Consider the following 22,931-nt stretch of genomic DNA (forward strand, 5'->3'; position numbering starts at 1 on the left):
GAAGAATTGAAAGGAAGGGTGAGATCATGCAGCAAAGAAGCAGAGTTTTTGTATTAACCGATATTAGCAGCCTGCGGACTGGTTATAAAGAGCCAGACGACACGCAATCGCTCGTAAGGCTGTTGCTGTATGCCAACGATTTGGAGCTGGAGGGGCTAGTCGCCACGTACTCCAAGCACTGGCAAGGCGAAGTGAAGCCGGATTACATTGAAACGATTGTTCGTCAGTATGGTCAAGTTTGCGCGCAGCTTCAGGCGCATGATTCGCGCTACCCTTCGGAAGCGGAGCTGCTAAGACTGATTAAAGCCGGCAATCCGCTCGACGGACCAGCTTATGTCGGGGAAGGCCATGACACGGAGGGCTCGGAGCATCTCGTGGCGGCGATGATGAAGGAGGATAATCGCCCGCTGTGGGTCATCGTCTGGGGAGGGACGACGGACCTTGCTCAAGCGCTGTGGAAGGCAGAGCTTCTGATAGGTCAGTCGGCGTTTGAACAGATGCTTGCAGGGCTGCGTGTCTACTCTGTCGTCGATCAATATGCGATGGGATCCTGGATCCGTGACCATTATCCGAACTTGTTCTATGTGCTGAGCTCTCTTGCTGTGCGGGGGATGTATAAGGGGGGGGATCTATCGCTGGTGAGCGATGTTTGGCTGGAAACGCATGTAACGGAGGGGCATGGCCCGCTCGGCGCCGCTTATCCGAAATACGACGGCGGCGACATTTACAGCCGCTCCGTGAAAGGGATCAAGGAAGGAGACTCGCCTTCCTTCCTGTACCTCATCCCGAATGGGCTCGGGGTACCTGAGCGGCCGGACTGGGGGGGCTGGGGCGGACGCTTTGTGCAGGCAGAAGGTATGCCGTCGCGCCATTATTTCGATGCGGAAGAATCTGCTCCGGCGCATGAGCATGAACATGCGGCCTACTGGTCCTCCGTCTATCGTTGGCGCGAGGCGTATCAGCGCTCCTTCCAGGCGCGCATGGACTGGTGCGTGCTGCCGCCGGAGCAGGCGAATTATGAGCCGATTGTAGTGATAAGCAGCGAGCGGGAGCAGGAAGTCATTTCCGGAGCGACGATCGCTCTGGATGCGTCGGCGTCTTCCGACCGCCAGGGGAGACAGCTGATATTTCGGTGGTTCGTCTATCACGAAGCAGGTACTTACGATGGCGAGCTGGAGCTGCAAGGAGAGGAGACACCGCAGCTAAGCTTCACGGCGCCGGAGGTCGCTGCGCCGCAAACGATTCATGTCGTGATCGCCGTGACGAATGACGGGGAACCGCCTCTGACCGGCTACGGCCGGGTCGTGTTGACGGTGTACCCTCGCGTGTGAGGAGCGAAAGGAGATGAGTGTTATGGAAGCGGAGATGCCATTTCCACTGGTATGGCGAGAGCCGCAAGTGATGCCCGGGAGGGTGCGAGACTTGGCTGTATGGCTGCCGGCGTTCACCTGGACCAAGGAACGCGTCCTCCTGCATCTTGAAGCGCTGGCGGAAGCGGGCTTCTTCGCCGTCAGCTTCGATTTACGGGAGCACGGCGAACGTCATCTTGCCGGCGAGGCGATGCCCGCGATGGCGGCCAGGGTCCGCAACAATCGGCAGCGGTACTTCTGGCCGATCATCGGGCACACCGCCGAGGATGTCTCGCGGGCGATCGACTGGGCGGTCGCCTGCTTTGGCGTGACCGGCCGCATCGTCTGCGGCGGCGTTTCGGCAGGCGGCGACATCGCGGTGACCGCCGCCTCGCTGGACCGCCGGATCACGGCGGTGAACGCTTGCATCGCGACGCCGGACTGGTCGCGCCACGGCTCCGCCGAAGATCAGGGCGCAGCGGATGAACAATCCCTGCGCTTATTCCGGGCGCTGAATCCGATCGATCATCTGGATCGATTTGCGCACAGGCCCTGGCTCCGCTTTGATAATGCAGCGGATGACACGCTCGTCCCGCCGGAAGCGGCCCGTCGGTTTCAGGCGCTGCTCGCAAAGAAACACTATCGCGAGCAGCCGGAACGCATCGAGATCTACGAGCAAAGCGGCATCGGGCACGCTTTTCACGATGAAATGTGGGAGAGGTCGCTGAGGTGGCTCAGCCAGTTCCGATCAGCGCGTTGAAGCAAGATGAGACGCTGTATTCAATCGCTTCTTTTCAGACCTCACCCCCGGTTACTGCTCCCGTGCCGCATTGCGCCGATATCGCGCCGGTGTCATGCCTATTTCCTCACTAAAAACCCGGGTAAAATAATGCACCGTCCCAAATCCGGTTCGTTCAGCAATCTCCTTAATGGAAAATTGGTGTGAGTTAAGCAGCTCAGCGGCCAGGTTGACTCGCTCCTTGCGTAGATAGCTGCCGAAGGTTTCACCAAACTCCCCTTGGAATATGCGAGCAAGATGACGCTCGGAAATGTGCAAATAGTTGGCGACATGCCTTGCAAGCAGCTTCTCACCGAGGTTATCGCGGACAAACAATGTTGCTTGCTTGACGAGCATGGAGGAAGGGGTTCGTGTAGACAGTTCTGTTGGCATCACCTGTGTTGCATCCAAATAATGTGGAGGAATGGAAACTAGCAGACTGTATGCGATGCTTTTTAGCAGATCGGGAAAGATCGGCTTCCCAGGGGCAACTTGGTCCAACAGAGTCAGCCATAGAGAAGAGGACGCACTATGTTCAGCTTGAACGAGCAGCATCTTCTCTTCGTAGGACATCTGTTTGTACAGTGAAGCTAATCGGCTGCCAGTTCCAACATCTTCCACGATCTCGAACGCAATGAACAGCAGATGCAAGTCCGATTGCGATTCGCTTAAAATTTGATGATAGACCCCAGGCTTTGAGCAGAATAGCACCCCAGGCAAGATCTCAGTCGATAGTCCCCCCTCCAAATAAATGCCCTTCCCATCCACACAGTAGCATAATTCAAAAAACGAATGCTTGTGGTGATGGTTCGACAGCAGTTTGGAAGCGGCTCCCCAATAGTGAATCAAGAAAGTTACCTCATGCCCACGCAGCACTTTTACATGATTGTTAAGGACCGTTTGGCAATCTTTCCACTGAGGGGAGGGAACCCGAGGAATGCTAAACATGTTGTCCGAATTAGACAAAGATAGGTCTGTCTTCGCCAAAGAATAGGATCCTCCTTCTTTTTATAATTAAAAGTGCAATCAGCCGTAAAACACGGCAAGCTTAGGAGGCGTATACCTTATGATATCACGCGAAGAGGCTAACTTCTATCAGGAAAACGGCTATTTACTCGTTCGGGATGTATTCAATCCTGATGAAATCAAAGAGATGCGTAATGCGGTTGATTTAATTATTTCGCGCGCAGCTCAGTCCAAATTTGACAAAAACCATACGTGGGAAGGTGACTATTTGGGGGACGAGGATGTACGTAAGCTCGTGCTTAAGGGATTTCACGAGGTACACTACCATCATGCCTCCTTCAATCGAGCGGCTGTGCACCCGAACATGGTCGCCGTGCTGCAGCAGCTCATCGGTCCGAATGTGCAGTTACACCATTCGAAGATGCTAGTGAAGCCGCCGGAGAAGGGCGCGGCATTCCCCATGCACCAGGATTACCCGTACTTCCCGCATACGCGCCATACTATGCTTGCCGCCAGTGTGCATCTCGATGATGCGGATGAAGAAAATGGCTGCCTCCACGTCATTCCGGGCAGTCATAAGGAGGGGGCTTTGCCGCATGTTGGCAAACATTATCTCGATCATCGCACATATCCGATCAGCTTGGGAACGCCATGTGTCGCCAAGGCTGGCGATGTTTTATTCTTTAACTACTTGACAATCCACGGTTCCAATGTAAATCGAAGCGCTCGTCCAAGGCGAAACGTCTTGTTTCAGTACCGTGATCCGCAGGATGAACCCCTGATGGAAACTCATTTTGATTGGGGTATGGGATTGATGGTTGCCGGAGAGAATGCGGACTATTTTCGTTTTCGTGAACGATTTGCCGTGAGAAACAACAAAGATTAGTCAGGAATGAATGTATTCATTCGTTCTTATTTGACGCTGCAATACACGATCGATACTCTTTTGGAGTCAAACCGGTCGTCTTCTTGAACACCGTGCAGAAGTGAGGGTAGCTCTGAAAGCCTAACTGCTCGGCGATTTCGTAATTTTTCAGCGCGGATGCAGCCATGAGCTCTTTCGCTTTCGCGATGCGCTGCTCCGTTACATAATCAAGAAAATTGCTTCCTGTTTCAAGTTTGAACAAATGGCTCAGATAGCTAGGGTTCAAATGAATATGGTCGGCTACCATTTGTAGCGTTAAACTGTGGTCGAGATGCTCGACAATATATTGGATCGCTTTCTTGATCTCCGGATGAAATCGGTTCCCGGTCTCGGGAATCGGTCGGATGGATCGAACGATTACGCGTTCCAGCTGAGCGAACCAAGCGTCCATGTAGTCATTGTCGGTAATGCTTTCCCATTCCTGTTTATTTAATGGTAAGATGAGGCGTTCGAATAGTTGAAGGATACGGGATTTCAACTCGATCGGCGAAGGGCGATTCGTTTCGACAAAGGCTCGCAGCAACTGGACGCCATCAAGTCCGTCCTGGAGCTGACGTGACGTCCATTTATCCATTAATTTCGCTTCCAGATGCATCCAGTCGGAATGTGAGGCACGATCCCACACTTTGTGTTTATGCTCGTATGCATAAAGGATGGCAGGCTGAGATTCATAGAAGGCCATCTCGATCGCCATTTCGGCACTGCGAACCAACGAACCGAGCATGCCGATATTCGTTGTTCGTTCGCTGGCGCCGAACAGCAGCTGCACGCCGAAGTACCGCGAAAACCAGCGGGAAGCCTGCTCATAATACATCGATAAAGCATGCTCGCTTATCGATTTGTAATCCGCCTCGGGAAACGACAGTAGAAGCAGAAATGACCCTGGAGATATCGGCAAAATAGTCCCCTTGGCGACCCCTTCGAGCAGCTCAGCGGCGGTTTGATTGATGGCATATTCAATCAGATGGTGATCGCCCGGCGGGTACTGATTGATGAAGCGGCTTCTCTGCAGGAAAGTAAAATAAACGGCAATTAAGCTGGATGGCTTCTCAAGGTGCGTTGCTTCCTGTAAATGTTGGAGGTCCGCGCTTTGCAGGTCAAGTCCGCGTCGTGCTTTTTCTAGAATCTGACGGTTAATATCCCTGGAATAATTGGAGAACATTCGGGCTGAATGTTGAAGGCGTTCTTTCAATTCGCGTTCCTTACGTATTTCGTCACGACAGTGCGCCAGCTTCTGTTCCACCACTTGATTTTCCAGAGGCGCTTTGATCAAGTAGGCAAGCGCCCCCATGGAGATCGCTTGTTGAGCATATTCGAAATCGCGGTGAGCCGTAAGGATGACGAATTTGATCGACTCGAAATCGCGTTTGGCAGCTTCCATGAACTGCAAGCCGTCCATGACAGGCATGGTAATGTCGGTAATGACAATATCGGGCGAATACAGCGCACATTTCTGCAAAGCTTTCTCCCCGTTTTCCGCTATCGCTACGACGTCCAATTCAAGACCGGACCAATTGATTTCGTTTCGCAGCGTTTCAAGAACACTGTATTCATCATCTACGAGAAGTACCTTAATTGGCGGCTGCTTGGCCTCATTTGTCATCACTCGGTATTCCCCCTATCGGAAGCCTGATCTCGATTTCAGTCCCCCAGTCGGGACTGCTGTTGATTCTTACAAAGGCGTGATCGCCGTAGTACAATTGGAGTCGTTCCCGGATGCTCCCGACACCAAGGCTGTAATAATTGTTGACGCTGGCTTTCGTATCGGAACGCTCGAACAGGCTTGATAACGTCGCCTGCGACATGCCGACACCGTCATCGGAGACACGAAGAACCAATTGCTCCTCCTCCACAAAGGCAGATACGACAACCGTTCCGCAGCCTTTAGGAATAATACCGTGAAAAATGCTGTTCTCCACGAGCGGCTGCAGCGTTAACTTTGGTACGGGAACAGCAAGCGTTTCGTCCGCAGCTTCAATTTCCAGTTCGAACGTGTCCGGATAGCGTTCGGACATAATGACAGCATAATGCCGAATCCCGTCCAGCTCCCGGACTAGCGGTACCATTTCGGCTACCTGGTCCAGGTGGAATTTCAACAGCTCGATGAGGGAGGTTACCATGACGTCGACCATTTCCGGCTTGTCGTTCTTGGCCATGTAGCGCACTGCGTTCAAGGTGTTGTACAAAAAATGCGGATGAATTTGCGATTGAAGCACCTTGAGCTCGTATTGCTTCTTGGTGTGTTCAATTTGCCGGATATTATCCATCAACCCTTTGATGCGGCGAACCATCCGGTTAAAGTGTCTGACGAGGTAGCCGATTTCATTTCGATAGGACAATGCGATTTGTGTCTGAAAATCCCCTCGGCTTACTTTGTACATTTGTTCGATTAAGAGATTGATCGGTTTGACAATATACCGGGACAAGTAGAACGAGAGTACCAGCGATATGATGACCCCAAGTATAAAGACGATCGTTGAATACGTCCGGATAATGCCGATCGCTTCCTCCACCTTATCACGATCCAGTACGACCACAACTTTCCAACCCCAGCTGTTCGACTCCGATTTATTTACAATGAGCTGCTTGCCGCTTTCGTCGGTCATGGTAACCGACTTCGAACGGATTGCGTCTAACTTCTCCGTGGACAAACCACTCACGACATAGTTTTTGTTGAAAACATCGTAATTGACATACGGGTGTGACGTGCTGATCGGCCGATTCTGTGCACTCAGGATCAGTAAGTCTTTCTCCGATAGAAAGTTCCAATCCCCATACTTGGCGAAGATCGCGTTAAGATCCAGATCGGCCATGAGACTGCCGCGATAGGTACCGTCCGGACTGCGATAATGCGTAATGACGGAAACGGTGTAGCCGGATATCGGCGATACGTACGGCTCCGTCCAATAGAACGGGAATGATAAATCAAGAGCATCTTTCTCCAGAATAGAGCGGATGTGGTGAATCTGGTAGAGCTCCGCGAGGAAATCGGACGTTCCGCCGATGCTACCGTCCGGATATACAATTTCCAAATTTTTGACGTCCGCGTTCCAGAACGAACGGAAATTGGCCAAATAGGCCGAAGCATACGTTTTTGAATCGTACAGCCGTTCATCGCGGGAAAGCGCAAGTAGATCTCCCCGAAGATTAGTCATATATTGATTAAGGTACAAGTCCCGCTGCTCGATCAGACGTTGAATATAAGAGGCCTGCTGCTGCAGCAAATAGCCTTTGACAAAGTTCTGGGAAATATAGCCGAGCAATAAAACGACACTGGAAATCGAGATAAAGCTGAGTATGAAAATTTTGCTTCCAAGTTTTAATCGGATTTTATTCCTCATTAAGCTCTTTCCCCCTCTGCGTTCCTATTATAGCATCCTCCTTCAAGCAGCTATATGCTGTTTTTTTGGCAATGTCCAAAGAATAAGTAACTTTCTCAAAACAACGTGGAATCATCCGAAATGCGGCGAAGCCTATGATAGGTAGCATAAGCAAATAGAGAAAGGATGTGGGGCTTCACTGTGGACTATTTATCCCAAGCAACAAAAGATTTATTTGACTATTATCCGGAGCTGACGAAAAAGGACGATTTCGAGTTATTCTGGCAAAACACGATGCATGAAGCTTATCGCGTGCCATTACATGCAAAGAGAACGCTGCTGAGCGATTATCCAATTCGTCATGCAGCCGTATATGAAATCCAATATAACGGTATGGACGACACGCCGATTTATGGTTGGATGATCGTACCTGTCTTTATGCGCAAAGACAAGTATCCGTGCCTGATTCATTACCATGGATTCAATGGGAGCCGTGGTGAGCCGGGGGACTATTTGAACTGGGTTATGATGGGCTTCGTTGTGGTGACGGTCGATTGTCGTGACCAAGGAGGACGTACGGGAAATGGGGCCGCCTATTCCAGCGGATTCTCTCTGAACGTGGCCAGCAAAGGCGTACACAACAAGTTTGAGTACTATTATCGCTACGTCTACATGGATTGCCTGAAAGCAATCGATTGGGCTTGCGAGCAACCCGAAATTGACGGCACCCGCATCATAGTCGAAGGCGGCAGTCAGGGAGGGGGCTTGGCGATGGCGGTTGCAGCGCTCGACGATCGACCTGCACTGGCGCTGGTGGATGTGCCCAGCAACAGCAATCTGACACGCCGTGTTGAAGGCATGCACGGGGCGTTCGCCAGCGTGTCCGAATATGTGAAGAAGCATCCGCATGAGCTCGAACTCGTTATCGATAATTTAAGTTATTTCGATACGATGAACATGGCGGATCGGATTACATGCCGGGTGCTGGCCTCGGTTGCGCTTAAGGACGAGACTTGCCCACCGCAGATGTATTTCGCTACTTATAACCGAATTGCTGGCGAGAAAGACATCGATATTTATCCGTTTAACGGACACGAGGGCGGCGGCAGTGTACAGACTGAGAGAAAGTTCGCGTATGTGACGCATTGGTTCAATCATTGGTTGGATTGAATTCGCACACGCCCAAAGAATCCGTAGCTTTATCCAAACCATGCGAAATCATTCGAAACACTGGGGAGTTATGATAGATAGCGTACATTAGGAAAGAGAGGTCTTGGCAATGAATGAATCATATGAAGTTGTTGTGTATGGAGCGACGCCTGGCGGAATCGGCGCTGCGATCGCCGCTGCCCGGCAAGGGCGTTCAACCCTGCTGATTGAGCCGGGTGATCATATAGGAGGGCTGATGACCAGCGGTCTCGGACGAACTGACATTATCTCGTTGGATGCTTCGGGTGCGTTGTTCCGTGAATTCGCAGATAAGGTTCTGCGCTACTATGTGGAGCGTTTCGGTGAAGGATCCAGTGAAGTGCAAGCCTGCAATGGCGGTTTGTTCTTTGAACCTTCGGTTGCGATGCGTGTGCTGCGGGAGATACTTGACCAGGAGGTAAAACTGGCGATAGTGTGCAGACAGGAGCTCGATTCTGTCATTGTTCGCGGCAACCAGCTTGAACAAATCGTGGTCAGGTCGGATGCGGATGGCAAGAAATTCAGCATCCGAGCAGCCGTATTCATCGACGGAACTTATGAAGGCGATCTAGCCGCTGCATCGGGCGTTCCGTATCGGATCGGAAGAGAGTCCAGGGATGAATGGAACGAGGAATACGCCGGGAAGCTGTATATGAATTTCGACGATAACAAGGAAGTTTTCCCAGGGAGCACAGGGGAAGGCGATCATCGGATTCAAGCCTATAATTATCGGTTGTGTCTGACCGATCGGGATGACAACCGCGTACCGGTGACCAAGCCTGACCCCTATATCCGAGGCGACTATGTAAGTCTCCTTGAGGATGTAAGCGCGGGAAGAGTGCGGTCCATCGGCGATGTGCTCAACATGCTTCCGATTCCGGGAGGCAAGACGGATTCGAACAATCATCACTTTTGCATGTGTTCCTCCGATCTGCCTGAAGAGAATGACGATTATCCAACAGGCACCCGGGAAACGAGACGGTCCATCGAGCATCGCCACCGAAGCTATGTGCAAGGTCTGCTCTGGTTTCTGCAGCATGACGAAGCGCTTCCTGAATCGTTTCGTGCAGGTGCGCTCCGCTGGGGGTATGCCGCCGACGAATTTATCGATAACGGCCACTTCCCGCCGCAGCTTTACGTTCGGGAAGCCAGACGCATCGAAGGAGAATACACCTTCACAGAGAACGACGCACGTATTGCGCCAGGGTTTCGGCGGGCTCCGATTCAAGCTGACAGCATCGCGGTCGGTGCTTATCCGATTGATTCCCACGCGACGAGAAAACGCGAACCGGCAGGCAACAATGTGGCGCTTGAGGGCTTTCTCGGGATCGGCTGGCTGACTGAAATTTATCAAATTCCTTATGGTGTCATTGTCCCCAAGGAGGTTGACGGCTTGCTTGTGCCGGTTGCAGTTTCTGCAACACATATGGGGCTAGGCACTATTCGGATGGAGCCTTGCTGGATGCAGCTCGGATTTGCCGCGGGCATTGCGGCGGATATGAGCGTCTCGGCAGATATCCCCGTACGTTTGCTGAACATCGATCTCCTGCAGGATAGACTTCTGTCCGAAGCGCAATTGATCACCTACTACCAAGATACACCTTTAGCGAGCGAGATCGGGAGAGCTTGTCAGTACTTCGGCACGAAGGGGTTCTTTGAAAGCTATGAAGCGGGCGCCGATAAGCCGGCCTCTGTGCGGGAAGCGGCGGCGCTGATCGCCCTGTCCCGTTTGCTGCCTGGAGGCAGCGCGCTTCCGGCGCTTCCCGCCTCGGATCAGATCCTCGCCGTCGGCATTGACATGGGTCCGAGGTTGCCTTGTTCGGAGGAACTGCCGGTTGCTTATTGGGAGCGGCAGCCGCTGCTGCAGGCTTCCATGCTCCGGCGCTGGATGGACCGGGCGATCGCCGCACTCGGTTTGCCGCAGGAGGCTGCCATCACAATCGAGACTCCGATCGTTACACGGGGAGAGCTATGTCTGTGTCTCTACCGATTATTGCGATTGAATCGTCAAAAGATCGGAAAGGTTCCTCCAAATTTCTGAAAAGCACCCTCTTCTCGTCATCAGTATACTTAAGCTATCAATAGAAAGAGGGATGGGAATGAGAATCATGCTGAACCGCATAGCCAAATACAAGTATCGCTACCTGTTTATTTTGCCGGCATTTCTTTACATTCTGGTGTTCAAATATTTTCCCATCTACGGCATCACGATCTCCTTCATGGATTATAACGCTTTCAAGGGATTGAGCGGAAGTCCATGGGTCGGATTCAAATGGTTCGAGTACTTCTTTAATGGACCGGATTTCTGGAGGCTGATGCGCAATACGCTGACAATCAGTTTACTGAAAATCGTGGCTGGCATGACGCCCGACATTCTTCTTGCCATCTTGTTGAATGAAGTGAGGCGAACAGGATTCAAGCGCATCATCCAGACGCTTACGTATATGCCTCATTTTCTGTCGTGGGTCATTATCTACGGCATTGTGATTGCTTTCTTCAGCACAACCAACGGGCTGGTCAACTTTACCCTGAAATCGTGGGGGCAGGATGCGATCCCGTTCTTGACCTCAAACGACTGGTTTCGCTGGATCATTGTCTTGTCCGATGTGTGGAAGGATTTAGGCTGGGGAGCAATCATTTATTTGGCGGCGCTGACATCGATTGATTCACAGCTATATGAGGCGGCCGTCATCGACGGGGCGAGCAAGTGGCGCCAAACCTGGCACGTCACGCTGCCCGGTATACGTTCCGTCATTATTCTAATGCTCATGCTGCGAGTTGGTCATCTGCTTGACGCCGGATTCACCCAGATTATTGTCATGTATAACCCGCTGGTCTATGCAACGGTAGATATTATTGATACTTGGGTCTATCGAGTCGGGATTCTGGAGAATCGGTTTTCGCTCGCAACAGCTGTTGGTCTCTTCAAGTCCGTCATCGGAGTCGTTCTAGTTCTGGGTACGAACCGGCTCGCCAAACGGTTTGATTCCCAGATCTGGTAGGAGGGGTTTTGATGAGAGCGAGTAAAGGCGAGAAAATATTTTACGCGGCCAATTATGCCATATTAACGCTTTGCGGAATTATAGCACTGTTTCCATTCTTGTACATCGTGTCGATCTCGGTTACACCGTATGTGGAAGTGATACGCAACGGCGGCTTTATTATCATACCAAGGCAAGTTTCCTTCGAGGCGTACCGGCAATTGCTAACGGAGACACAGCTTCCGCACGCTTTTGTCAACAGTGTGTTCATTACGGTTGTTGCAACCTTTTTCGGCTTGCTGATCACCATTATGGCGGCTTTCGGGCTCTCCAAGAAGAGTCTTTACGGCCGATCGACGATCTTGCTTTATTTTGTGTTTACCATGTTTTTTAGCGGCGGCATGATTCCGACATATCTGGTCGTGAAGTCGCTCGGCTTGCTGGACAGCTATGCGATCCTGATTTTAGTCGGAATGGTCTCCGTCTTCAATCTGCTCATTGTCAAAGGGTTTATGGAAGGCCTGCCGGCAGAGTTGGAGGAAGCGGCCACGATGGATGGGGCTTCGGAGCCCGGCATGCTGGTTCGCATCATTTTGCCGCTTTCCAAGCCGGTCATTGCGACCATCGGACTGTTCTATGCCGTCAATTACTGGAACATGTATTTTGAAGCTATTCTATATGTCCGTGATGCGTCAAAGCTTCCGCTGCAGCCAATTTTGCAGCAAATGCTTGCGACGCCGGATCAGGCAGATACAATCAACCTCAGTCAGTATGTGCCGTCCGAAACAATGAAGATGGCGGCAGTTGTTATTACAGTCATTCCCGTACTGCTTATCTATCCATTCCTGCAGAAGCATTTCACGAAGGGCATTCTGCTGGGATCGGTTAAAGGATAAGGAAGGAGTTCATGAGAGGGGGTGAGAAGCATTCTTGGCGGTGTATAATGGAAAAAATGAAAAGCGGTAACGAAGTAAAAGGGAATCTTGCAAATGGATAAAAGCTTATGCTTACGATGCAAGTTGTGCTCATTCGCCGTAATCCGGCGAAGTCATCACAAAACTTTTAGGGGGACAAACATGAAGAAAAAGCTTATGCAATGTATGACGGTTGTTCTATCGGTCGGGCTGCTTGCCGCATGCTCGAATAACGCCAACGATAATACAGCGAATGTTGCCACACACGGGTCATCACCTGCTGGAAAGCAGGAGCTGAAGCCGATCTCGATTGAAGTGGATACCCGAAGCGCGACGCCGGTGGAGCTGCCTGCTCCGGACAAAGACGTGATCCTCAAGAAGGTGAAGGAACAATTCAATACCGATCTGAAATATACGGTCACGATCGGCAATGCGGCCGATTGGAGAGCCAAGCTCGGTACGCGGGTCGCAGCGGGGGACTTGCCGGATTTGATCTATTTCGGCGACATGAACGATTATCGGAACGCGGTTAAACAAGGCTATCTGCAGCGGATGAATGACGTTTACGGGATGAATAATTTGCCTGGTAACCTGAAATATATAACCGATGAGATGTTGAAAGGGATTTCGGATGACAAGGGAGATTATTACGGCATTCCTGTTCGTCCGGCAGTATCATTGACGGGGTGGTTTGTTCGCAAGGATTGGCTAGATACGCTGAAGCTGGAGATGCCGAAGACCGTTGAGGATTTTGCGAAGGTCACGACCGCCTTTGCCAATAACGACCCGGACGGCAACGGGAAGAAGGATACGTACGGCTACACCGCGTACGGAAGTGTATTTGGAGCGGATTATTGGGGATTGATGACTTCATTCCTTGGCTTCATTTATCCTGAAGAGTATATCAAGAACGGTAAACTCCAAGGCGGTTTTACAGCACCGGCTGTGCGGGATTATTTGACCTATATGAATCAGTTGATGAAGAATGGAGGTCTTGATCCAGATCTTGCGGTAAACGACGCTACGCGCAAGGAGCAGAAAATCGTGCAGGGTCAGGTAGGTATCTTTCAATACCAGAACGGTTATCCGACGGATATCATCAACAAGGCGAAGCAATTGAATCCCAAAGCTGAGTTCGTGTACTTGCCGCCGGTCACAGGACCCGCAGGCAAAGGCTTCACTTCTCCAAAATCCGGAGTAACCCGCATTTACGGCGTTACTGCAAAGGCTGGGAAAGACCCGGAGAAACTCAAGCGAATCGTCGAGATTACCAACTGGATGAACGGAGGAGAAGGTGAACAGCTGGCACTGTACGGAGAGGAAGGCGTCAACCATATCAAGGAAAACGGCAAGGTGAAGAGCTTTACTACGCCCAAAGCGGGGCAACCCAATCCGAATACGTATCTGGATTTGTATAATCTGAGCGGGCCGTTCGTAACGCGTCTTGGCGATCCGCAAGCGCTTACCGTCCGATTCCCGGATCCTGCTGAAAATGCCGTTGTTCAACAGATGATTGCGAACAAAGGTGACGTGGGCTCGGTTTACGGGCTTGGACTTGCCAAGGAACGGTCGGAAATGGTAACTGATTTGAAGCGATACCGCGAGGAAATGTTCAGCAAGTTCATGTATGGCGCCGCTGCTTTGGACGATGCGGGTTGGAATGCCTATGTCAAAGCCCATGACGAGCAATACAACGGCAAAGCGGCCAAAGAAGCGATGCTGGAGGATTTGAAGAAGGCTGGCGTCTCTTTTACCCAGTAACACATATATGGAATGGAGAGGGATCAACCGATCCCCTCTCTATCCAAATTTACGATGATTGGAGTTGGATTGATGAAGAAGAGTTTGAGTCAGCTCCTTGTTTCCATTTTTATCCTATCCCTGTTCACAAGTCTATTTCCAATTGTGGCTATCGGCGCGACGGAGATCATTGTCGACAATACGGATCCGGGAGCCCAATTTATCGGAAGCTGGCCGAAAAGCGCCACTTTGCCTACCAGGATCGGCACCAACTACCAACATGATGGAAATACGGGAAAAGGACAGAAAAGCGCGATCTTTACGCCGAACTTGCCGAGTGACGGCTATTATCAAGTCTATGCTTTTTGGAATTCACAGCCTCCCCGCGCATCTAACGTCCCAATCGTTGTAACGTATGTCGACGATCAAAACCAAACCGTTAGTGAAACCGTTTACGTAAATCAAAACCTCAACGGCGGACAATGGAACCTGCTCGGTACGTACAAATTTCTTGCTGGAACTTCCGGAAAGGTAACCTACCTGACAACGGGGACAGAAGACGGCACTGTCATTGCGGATGCCGTTAAATTCAAAACGCTGGAGACTTCATCTGTCAAAGCCAGCATCCCTTCCGGGAACGCTGCCGATGGCACAACGGTTTCGTTAACCACCGATACCAGTCCAGCAACGATCTACTATACGACGGACAATAGCGATCCCAAAACTTCACCGACACGGCAAACTTATGATCTACCCATTCCTATCCATGGCACGCTTACGCTAAAAACGTATGCCTATAGCGTTCAATTGGGAGATGGACCTGTAACCGATTACAGTTATGAGGCGTACAATCTTCCTATGAATATTATCGTCGATAATAAGGATTCGGGAGCTCAATTTAACGGATCCTGGAGTGCAAGTGCAACTTCACCTGACAAGTACGGCACCGATTACAAGCATGATGGAAATACGGGAAAAGGACAAAAAAGCGCGGTCTATACGCCGAACTTGCCATTTGACGGCTATTATAACGTATACGCTTATTGGAATTCAACGACGCCTCGCGCAACGAAAGCGCCACTCGTTATTACGTACGTTGACGATCAAAATCAAACCGTAAGTGAAACCGTTTACATGAATCAAAGCTTGAATGGAGGACAATGGAATCTGCTCGGAACGTATAAATTTCTTGCAGGAACTTCCGGAAAGGTAACCTATCTGACAACGGGGACAGAAGACGGCTATGTCATAGCGGATGCTGTCAAATTTGGCCTTGAGACATCTGCGGTTAAGGCAGATCTCCCGTCAGGATTTGTTACCGACGGCACAACGGTTTCCTTGTCAACCTACACCAATCCGGCCACGATCTACTATACGACGGACGATAGCGATCCCAAAACCTCGCTAACACGCCAAGTGTATGTTCAACCTATTCCAATTCACGGTAAGGTTACGATAAAAACGTATGCAGTCAGCGATCAAATGGGAGAAGCGCCTATAACCGTTTACAGTTATTACACCTTGAAAGCTTTGACAATCGGCCAGGTTCAACTAGGCAACATTTTCTTCGAGAGTGAACCCAAATCTTTCGATATTGTTCCGCAAGGCGACAGCCTGATCTGGAGTGTTAAAGACAATTGGGGAACCGTCCTGATGAACGGGGAAGAGTTGACGCCTACCCACGATCTGAAGCGGCTTACGATTCCATTGGCGAAGAAAGGGTATTTCGAATTAAGTCTGATTGCCAAACAAGCGGGAATTGCTGTTGCTGGCACAACGACTTCTTTCGCCATACTCTCGGACAACAACCCCGGAGCAAATGCTGAAGATTCTCCCTTTAGCACTTCAACCCATCTGAAAAGAGTTGATCAAGGATGGTCGGAAGATTTGCTTGAACTGATCAAGAGAGCGGGAATCAAGAATGTGCGTGACGGTATATCCTGGTCAGATATGGAACCGCAAAAAGGGGTCTACACCTTCTCGCAGCAGTATACAGCAATACGCGATAAGATTAGAGATTTGAATCTGAATCCTTTCATGGTTTTGGCTTATACGAACCCCAATTATGATGGGAATCAAGTTCCATATACGGACGAGGGCAGATTAGGGTTTGCGAAGTTTGCGCAAGAAGTCGTTAAGTTTTATGGAGACGATATTAAAGAAGTAGAAGTATGGAATGAATATAATATTAGAACGAAAGAATTAGGCATTGCGGCGCGGGATCCGGTCTATTATACGATGATCTTGAAAGAGACTTATGAAGCGCTTAAGGAGATTCGTCCCGATATTACCGTGGTGGGCGGAGCTACTTCGGGGATTTCCGCAGCCAAAGAGTGGTTAGTTGACGTATTCGAACATGATGGCTTGAACTATATGGATGAGCTTTCAGTCCACCGGTATCCGATCGGACCGGAAGGGATTGAAACAGAAATTCAGGATATGTTCAATACAATGAAAATCTATAACCAGGGCCAAACCAAACCGATTTGGCTTTCCGAGACCGGCTATTCTACTTTGCCTTATACGGGAAGTAAATATGTCGATGAGCAAACGCAAGCCTTCAATCTGGTGCGAAGCTACCTTGTAGGGCTTTCGGCCGGGCTGGATAAAATCACTTGGTACGATTTTATGAATGACGGCGTTCTCGGCGGAACTTCGTCTACCGCGATGGAAGACAATTTCGGACTCATCCGACACAAGGACGATGCGATGGGATCCTATACGCCAAAGCCGTCTTATGTCGCATATGCAGCGATGACTCGCTATTTGAGCAATACTTCTTTTGTTGCGGTTGATTCTATTGAAGACGGAGGCTTCAGTTATCATTTCGATCAATCGGGTACGGACGTAAGCGTCCTCTGGTCGCCGAATGCGAAGAATGTCACGCTGGAAACTTCTAATCCTTTGCGAGTTGCCGATATGATGGGGAACGAGAAAACGTTATTTCCATCGGATGGAAAAATATATGTATCGATCTCGCCTGACCCGATCTATGTGGTCGGAAAGGTGGATGAAGTTAAGAACGGAAGTCCAATCTATATGTCCGGCAGCGCTGTCGGTGTCTCAGGGGAACAATTGCCAGTTACGCTGGTCGCGGATTATACCCTAAGCCAACAAAATGCAGATATTGTGTTTTCGATCGATGACCAAAACTTTTCTCTTCAAGCAAGCGCAGGCAATAAAGTTAAGAAGGATGTTGTACTGCCTGCTTTGGACATCAGCGGGAAGCAGAGAAGTTATTCGGATTTGACGATTAATGGAACCCTGTCGGGCAGATTAATGGTTGAATCCCAAATCAGGCCAGAAGCGCTCGCTATTAAAATCCTGCCTCAAACAGATGTTGGTTCGGAAGGCAATGAAGGGCTTGTCCGCTTTCAGGTCACCAATAATTCCAGTCAAAAAACATACTTGCTGCAAAACGCGGATTGGAGCATAGGAGGGCAGCAGGGAACTTTGGAATTAAATTCGGAATTGGCTCCGCTGAGCAGTACAGTATTGTCGATCCAAGCCGAAGACATACAATTCTATTCCAGCTATCCGTTGACGATACAAGTAACCGTCGCCGGAGGCGCCCCGCTTACGTATGAAGGCACAATTTCTACGAATCCGGTATATTATCAAACGAATCAGGTGGATGGGAATCTACAGGAGCAAACGGGTTATCCGTTCGTGAAGCTTGGGGAACAAGGAAAGGTTGTATTGCTGAAAGCGAATGCGACGAATGGAGGGGAAAGCGACTTAAGCGGAAATGTTTATTTGAATTGGGATCATGATAACGTTTATCTTTCCGCCTCGATTAAGGACGATGTTCATACCCAGAACAATACTCAGAGCAATATCTGGAACGGGGATTCCATTCAATTTGCGTTTGCTGTGCCGGAGCTCGTAGCCGAAAATCAATGGTATGAGTTTGGAATGGCACTAACGAAAGAGGGAGCCCAGCTCTATCGTTGGTCCGGTCCTTCCAGCGTAGTCTTTGAGCCGGCAGGCCCAGACCGGATTTCCATCAAAAGAGATGAGGCAAGCGGCACAACCGTGTATGAACTGGCGATTCCTTGGGCTCAATTGCTTCCTGCTCAAGATCAGCGCAGCGATGTAGCTTTTTCCTTGGTTGTCAATGATGACGATGGAGCAGGCAGATTGAAAATTTTGGAATGGGGTTCCGGAATCGCGCAAACGAAAAATCCGGCTTTATTTAAACCTTTGATTTTCGCAGGTGCGACTGGTGGAGATGACGTTCAAGAGGATGGTTCTACACAGCCGCCGGAAACACCAACGACGCCAACGGTGCCGACGACACCGACAATACCGACGACACCGTTGCCTGAAGTGGAGGAGCACCCCGAGAAGGATGAGCTCGAAAACACGATATTTCAATCATCGGCAGTGGATGCCAAACATTTGATCGACACCATCAAAGAAAAACTGGCCGCTCCCGCTGCAAATAATCCTATTTTTCAAGATGTGAGCCATCATTGGGCAGCTGCGGATATCGCAACAAGTGTGAAATTAGGGTTTATTAACGGTTATCAGGACGGAAGCTTTCAGCCGGACGGCATCACGACCAGGGCCGAGTTTGTCACCATGATCACAAGGGCGTTCCAAATTCAAGGTGATGTGCCGGATACGGGAAATCGGCCGCAAGATATCGAAGGCCATTGGGCGGAAAAAGTGATCGGTCTGTTATATGCGAAAGGCATCATTTCCGGTTACCCGGATGGTTCGTTCTTGCCCGACAACCGGATTACCCGTGCTGAAATGGTTTCGATATTATCCAAATTGGTTGATCTCGGCAGTATTCCGCATACCAACAAGAAGCCGCTTGAAGACATTGAGAACACTTGGAATGCGAACGAAGTTCAATCCTTCTATGAAGCCGGTTTTATACAGGGGAAAGACGAATTCCGCTTCAAGCCTGAAGACAGCGCCACCAGAGCGGAATCCGTTGTCATGATTATGAGAATGCTGAAGCTGGATAAACAGTTGTCTGATATTCTTGGATAACAGGATAAATACGCTGAGCGGGAGGCTGTTAAATGGAGCGTTTGGTGAGGTTGTTGGCTTCTTTTATCGTGGCAGTGATGGCAGTATCTATGTTCTATGTGTTTACGCCGTCCAGATTTATATCTGATTCTGTTGTTCATGCTGAGCCGGGATTGACTGCGGTAAAGGACGATTTTGAATCCAGTCCGCTACAGTGGAACTTTTTTACTGGAAACGGGGGGACTGGAATCTTCGCACAAGATGGAACAACCTCCCAAGACGGCTCCTCTTCCGGAAAGTTGTCGGGCAACCTCGCCGGCTCCGGACAATATGTAGGGGCATACAGAAGCTTTTCGGATTTGTATGATATCCAGGAGCTGCGCTTCTGGGTGAAGGTGACGAACTCGAGTCAAAGGGTAAGTGTACGTCTGAAGGACTTTACAGGCCAGTGGCATCAGCAACAGCTAATTCTGCAGACCACAACAAATTGGCAGTTAATTGACCTGACCAGCTTCGGAAGTTCGAATCATTGGGGCGGAGCAAATGACGGTGTTTGGCATGGTTATTTGGAAGCTATCGGCTTTACGATGGATTATACCGTCGGTGTATCTGCTCCGGCAGCCTGGTTTGATCAAATTGAAGTGCTTGCTCCCTATATCGGATACAATGAACATCCGCAGCGGTATAGTGACTATACGGATTTAATCGATCAGATCATCGCCTCTGGGACCAAATGGATCCGGTTATCTCCGACATGGGGATCGATCGAAACATCGAAAGGTGTTTATAATAACGCTCTTCTTACCAAGCTGGACGATATCGTGAACCGGTTGACCGAAGGGGGCGTTATGATCGACTGGATTCTTGGTTATACCGCTCCATGGGCCTCGTCCATGCCGGGCGATCCCGCCGCATCAAGCTATAAGCCGGCTAACTGGGCGGATTGGGAGGATTTTGTCGGATTCATTGCGGACCGGTACCACAATCAGATTATGACCTGGGAAGTGTGGAACGAACCGGATCACACCGGTTTCTGGAAAAGCTCAACAACTGACTACAAGACCCTCCTTCAGAAAGCATACAACAAACTGAAAGTGGTTAATCCCAAAAACAAAGTCCTCATGGGCGGACTGGCGATCATCTCGAATAATGGCGGGCTTGGGGGCTGGTTTGATTCGTTGATGGGCTTGGGGCAGGTTGGGAATTATTTCGACGTTATTAATTATCATGCTTATGGCACCTCCGCCGAACTGGTTGACCAGTATAATGGCATGATCGACGTTATCAACAAGTATGCCTCGGAAATCGGAAACAAACCGATCTGGATTACCGAGACGGGTTACTCTACACTTGGCGGCAGCGGCAAAGAATGGAACAAAGCCGATTATGCGGATCAACTGTATGTGATGAATAAAAGATGGCCGAAAATCGAAAAAATGTTCTGGTACAACTATCGGAATACGGCTTCGAGTCCGGTAAATCCGACAGAGGACAATTTTGGCTTGGTCGATAACAGCCTCATCCCTTTGAAGGCGTACAGTCACTATCAATCGTTAGGCGGCGCAGAAAGTGATTTTCGTATCCAAAACAGTTATCCAAGCCAGGCGCCGAACGCGCTGACCCTGTATGATGTGCCGGCAGCAAGCGGTGATGGCAGCCATGTTGTTGATGACGGTCCGAATAAACGGATACCCGCAGGGACCTACATGTATTTCAGAATCAACGACAATTGGCTCTACAATGCGAATGAGGGCTTGGACCCCAATGTCTATGTTGATGTCACTTATTTGGATACGAGCGGGTCGTGGCAATTGCAATACGATTCAACTTCCATTGCATCCAAGAATGCAGGAACCGTGAATATGACGAACAGCAACCAATGGGTGACGAAAACGTATTCGCTTTCTGACATCAAGTTTGCCAATCGACAAAACAACAGCGCTGATTTCCGGCTGGCAGCGGGTTCGAGCGATTTGGTGGTGAACAAGGTCATTGTACGCAAAGAATCGAACACAGGAAGAGTTTTGCTTCAAACAAGCGATAAGTGGAAGCTGGTAGAGCATATTGTTGACACGGATCCAACTCATGAGGCTTATAATCCCGTAGCCCTTATGGGCGGCGTGGAAAGCCGGAAAATCGAAGCGGACAACAAGTATTTCTACTTTAATGTGTCAGATGGCTTTATTCGCGCCGGAGATACGAATGTGACAGTGGGGATCATGTTCTGGGATTCCGGTACGGACAAAATCAAGCTTCAATACACGACTGCGGGCAATGCCTACAAAGCGGTCGATATCGTCAAAACGAACACAAATACCTGGCGATATGTCCAGATACCGATCTCTGATGCCAATTTTACTAGTTCAAAAAGCTACAAAAGCGATTTCCGCATCGGCAACGGCTACGATGGAAGTGTCGAGTATGTAAGCCGAGTCGATGTATTCAAATAAAGAGAATCCCGGAAGGGAAAAGGAGAGACGATCATCATGGGAAATAAAAAATATGTTTTGGTTGGCGTCGGAGGACGGGCACAATTTTTTTATTGCGCCATAGCGGAGCATTACCGGGATACAGCGGAGTTGGCTGCTTTCTGCGACGTGAATCAGACGAGAATGGACTATGCCAATAAGCTCCTGACGGAAAAGTACGGACATCCAGCTGTACGCACCTACAAAGCGGAAGCGTTCGATCAAATGATCGAACGGGAGAAGCCTGATACCGTCATCGTGACCAGCGTGGATCGGACTCATCATACGTATATCGTACGGGCGTTGGAGCTTGGCTGCGATGTGATCACGGAAAAGCCGATGACCGTCGATCCGGAAAAATGCAAACAAATTTTTGAGGCAGTCCAGCGTACGGGCAGAGAGGTACGCGTGACGTTCAACTATCGCTATGCACCTCATCATACGAAAGCACGGGAACTGATTGCAGACGGAACCATCGGCAAGGTGACGTCGATTCATTTTGAATGGCTGCTCAACACGCAGCATGGCGCCGATTATTTCCGCCGTTGGCACCGGGATAAGCGGAACAGTGGAGGACTGTTGGTGCATAAATCCACCCACCATTTCGATCTGGTCAATTTCTGGATCGGTTCCGAGCCGGAGTCCGTATTCGCATTTGGAGATTTGCTTTTCTATGGCAAGGAGAACGCGGAGCAGCGGGGAGTGACCAAATTTTATCAGCGGTCTACAGGCAATCCCAACGCCAAGGAAGATCCGTTTGCACTTCATATGGATCAGATCCCGAATTTGAAAGCGATGTATCTGGATGCGGAGCATGAAGACGGCTACCAACGAGATCAGAGTGTATTCGGAGAAGGCATCGATATCGAAGACACGATGGGCGTGATCGTCCGGTATAAAAACAAGGCGATTCTGACTTACTCGCTTAATGCTTATATGCCTTGGGAGGGCTACCGGATTGCGATTAACGGAACCAAAGGACGCATCGAGATGAGCATCGTCGAGCAGTCCTACGTGAATTCGGGCGGCAGCAAGGCGCTGGAGGGGGCGCTAAAGGGCAAGCACATTGTTGTATATCCGATGTTCGGCGCGCCTTACGAGGTGGAGGTCGAAGAAAAAGCAGGCGGACATGGCGGAGGAGACCCCGTGCTGCTGAACGAGTTGTTCGGAACACCGGTCGAGGACATCCACAATCGCGCGGCCAACCATATCGATGGTGCCCTGTCTATTATGACTGGCATTGCTGCGAATCAAGCAATCCGTACAGGCGAGCCTGTGAAAATTGCTGATTTGATGTAGAGAGCAATGACAGAGTGTAA

14 protein-coding genes are annotated in these 22,931 nt (G+C 50.0%); 11 read left to right on the forward strand and 3 right to left on the reverse strand.

Going from position 1 to position 22,931, the window contains the following annotated elements; genetic code table 11:
• The first annotated feature begins 26 nt into the window (after positions 1 to 26).
• Together ABE504_RS09420 and ABE504_RS09425 are read left to right on the forward strand one after the other, a co-directional pair.
• A complete protein-coding gene (locus ABE504_RS09420; protein WP_430087520.1) occupies positions 27 to 1,331 on the forward strand; it encodes a nucleoside hydrolase-like domain-containing protein in 1,305 nt (434 codons plus the stop codon).
• A 91-nt stretch (positions 1,332 to 1,422) separates the two neighbouring features.
• A complete protein-coding gene (locus tag ABE504_RS09425; RefSeq protein WP_430087522.1) occupies positions 1,423 to 2,109 on the forward strand; it encodes a dienelactone hydrolase family protein in 687 nt (228 codons plus the stop codon).
• Positions 2,110 to 2,160: 51 nt separating this feature from the next.
• On the opposite strand, the gene ABE504_RS09430 is transcribed toward ABE504_RS09425, so the two are convergent.
• Positions 2,161 to 2,976, reverse strand: coding sequence for a helix-turn-helix domain-containing protein (locus ABE504_RS09430; protein ID WP_430087524.1), 816 nt, complete (start codon positions 2,974 to 2,976; stop codon positions 2,161 to 2,163).
• A 217-nt stretch (positions 2,977 to 3,193) separates the two neighbouring features.
• Here ABE504_RS09430 and ABE504_RS09435 point away from each other — a divergent pair, with 217 nt between their 5' ends.
• Positions 3,194 to 3,979 (forward strand): phytanoyl-CoA dioxygenase family protein, encoded by a 786-nt coding sequence (locus tag ABE504_RS09435; RefSeq protein WP_430087526.1) that lies wholly within the window; start codon positions 3,194 to 3,196, stop codon positions 3,977 to 3,979.
• Positions 3,980 to 3,995: 16 nt separating this feature from the next.
• Here the strand turns inward: ABE504_RS09435 and ABE504_RS09440 are convergent, their stop codons facing one another.
• Positions 3,996 to 5,621: a helix-turn-helix domain-containing protein gene (locus ABE504_RS09440; protein WP_430088669.1), complete on the reverse strand. Its 1,626-nt coding sequence runs from the start codon at positions 5,619 to 5,621 to the stop codon at positions 3,996 to 3,998.
• Positions 5,611 to 7,359, reverse strand: a complete 1,749-nt coding sequence (locus ABE504_RS09445) for a cache domain-containing sensor histidine kinase (RefSeq protein ID WP_430087528.1) — start codon at positions 7,357 to 7,359, stop codon at positions 5,611 to 5,613. The genes ABE504_RS09440 and ABE504_RS09445 overlap by 11 nt, the downstream gene beginning before the upstream one ends.
• A 180-nt stretch (positions 7,360 to 7,539) precedes the next feature.
• On the opposite strand from ABE504_RS09445, the gene ABE504_RS09450 reads away from it, so the two are divergent.
• The 8 genes from ABE504_RS09450 (at position 7,540) to ABE504_RS09485 (ending at position 22,911) form a co-directional block, all read left to right on the forward strand.
• Positions 7,540 to 8,508, forward strand: a complete 969-nt coding sequence (locus ABE504_RS09450; RefSeq protein WP_430087530.1) for an acetylxylan esterase — start codon at positions 7,540 to 7,542, stop codon at positions 8,506 to 8,508.
• Positions 8,509 to 8,617: 109 nt separating this feature from the next.
• Entirely contained in the window at positions 8,618 to 10,567 is a 1,950-nt protein-coding gene (locus tag ABE504_RS09455) for an FAD-dependent oxidoreductase (RefSeq protein ID WP_430087532.1), read from the forward strand.
• 58 nt (positions 10,568 to 10,625) lie between these two features.
• Complete coding sequence (locus tag ABE504_RS09460) at positions 10,626 to 11,528, forward strand: ABC transporter permease (protein WP_430087533.1); 903 nt, start codon at positions 10,626 to 10,628, stop codon at positions 11,526 to 11,528.
• A gap of 11 nt (positions 11,529 to 11,539) precedes the next feature.
• Positions 11,540 to 12,403, forward strand: coding sequence for a carbohydrate ABC transporter permease (locus tag ABE504_RS09465; protein ID WP_430087535.1), 864 nt, complete (start codon positions 11,540 to 11,542; stop codon positions 12,401 to 12,403).
• 180 nt (positions 12,404 to 12,583) lie between these two features.
• A complete protein-coding gene (locus ABE504_RS09470) occupies positions 12,584 to 14,182 on the forward strand; it encodes an extracellular solute-binding protein (RefSeq protein WP_430087536.1) in 1,599 nt (532 codons plus the stop codon).
• A 72-nt stretch (positions 14,183 to 14,254) separates the two neighbouring features.
• A complete protein-coding gene (locus tag ABE504_RS09475) occupies positions 14,255 to 19,165 on the forward strand; it encodes an S-layer homology domain-containing protein (RefSeq protein WP_430087538.1) in 4,911 nt (1,636 codons plus the stop codon).
• A 32-nt stretch (positions 19,166 to 19,197) separates the two neighbouring features.
• Positions 19,198 to 21,594 carry a glycosyl hydrolase gene (locus ABE504_RS09480; RefSeq protein WP_430087540.1) on the forward strand — a complete coding sequence of 799 codons (2,397 nt, stop codon included), beginning with the start codon at positions 19,198 to 19,200 and terminating at the stop codon, positions 21,592 to 21,594.
• A 36-nt stretch (positions 21,595 to 21,630) separates the two neighbouring features.
• Complete coding sequence (locus tag ABE504_RS09485) at positions 21,631 to 22,911, forward strand: Gfo/Idh/MocA family oxidoreductase (protein WP_430087542.1); 1,281 nt, start codon at positions 21,631 to 21,633, stop codon at positions 22,909 to 22,911.
• The last annotated feature ends 20 nt before the right edge of the window (positions 22,912 to 22,931 follow it).

Origin of the sequence: Paenibacillus oryzisoli (genome assembly GCF_050467285.1) — a bacterium.
Classification (GTDB): Bacteria; Bacillota; Bacilli; order Paenibacillales; family NBRC-103111; genus Paenibacillus_E; species Paenibacillus_E oryzisoli_A.

What these genes read in the sequence shown, in the direction of transcription:
- ABE504_RS09420 (WP_430087520.1), top strand. Translation starts at nt 27, where the DNA reads ATGCAGCAAAGAAGCAGAGTTTTTGTATTAACCGATATTAGCAGCCTG.
- ABE504_RS09480 (WP_430087540.1), top strand. Translation starts at nt 19,198, where the DNA reads ATGGAGCGTTTGGTGAGGTTGTTGGCTTCTTTTATCGTGGCAGTGATG.
- ABE504_RS09465 (WP_430087535.1), top strand. Translation starts at nt 11,540, where the DNA reads ATGAGAGCGAGTAAAGGCGAGAAAATATTTTACGCGGCCAATTATGCC.
- ABE504_RS09470 (WP_430087536.1), top strand. Translation starts at nt 12,584, where the DNA reads ATGAAGAAAAAGCTTATGCAATGTATGACGGTTGTTCTATCGGTCGGG.
- ABE504_RS09475 (WP_430087538.1), top strand. Translation starts at nt 14,255, where the DNA reads ATGAAGAAGAGTTTGAGTCAGCTCCTTGTTTCCATTTTTATCCTATCC.
- ABE504_RS09455 (WP_430087532.1), top strand. Translation starts at nt 8,618, where the DNA reads ATGAATGAATCATATGAAGTTGTTGTGTATGGAGCGACGCCTGGCGGA.
- ABE504_RS09445 (WP_430087528.1), bottom strand. Translation starts at nt 7,359, where the DNA reads ATGAGGAATAAAATCCGATTAAAACTTGGAAGCAAAATTTTCATACTC.
- ABE504_RS09435 (WP_430087526.1), top strand. Translation starts at nt 3,194, where the DNA reads ATGATATCACGCGAAGAGGCTAACTTCTATCAGGAAAACGGCTATTTA.
- ABE504_RS09440 (WP_430088669.1), bottom strand. Translation starts at nt 5,621, where the DNA reads ATGACAAATGAGGCCAAGCAGCCGCCAATTAAGGTACTTCTCGTAGAT.
- ABE504_RS09460 (WP_430087533.1), top strand. Translation starts at nt 10,626, where the DNA reads ATGAGAATCATGCTGAACCGCATAGCCAAATACAAGTATCGCTACCTG.
- ABE504_RS09485 (WP_430087542.1), top strand. Translation starts at nt 21,631, where the DNA reads ATGGGAAATAAAAAATATGTTTTGGTTGGCGTCGGAGGACGGGCACAA.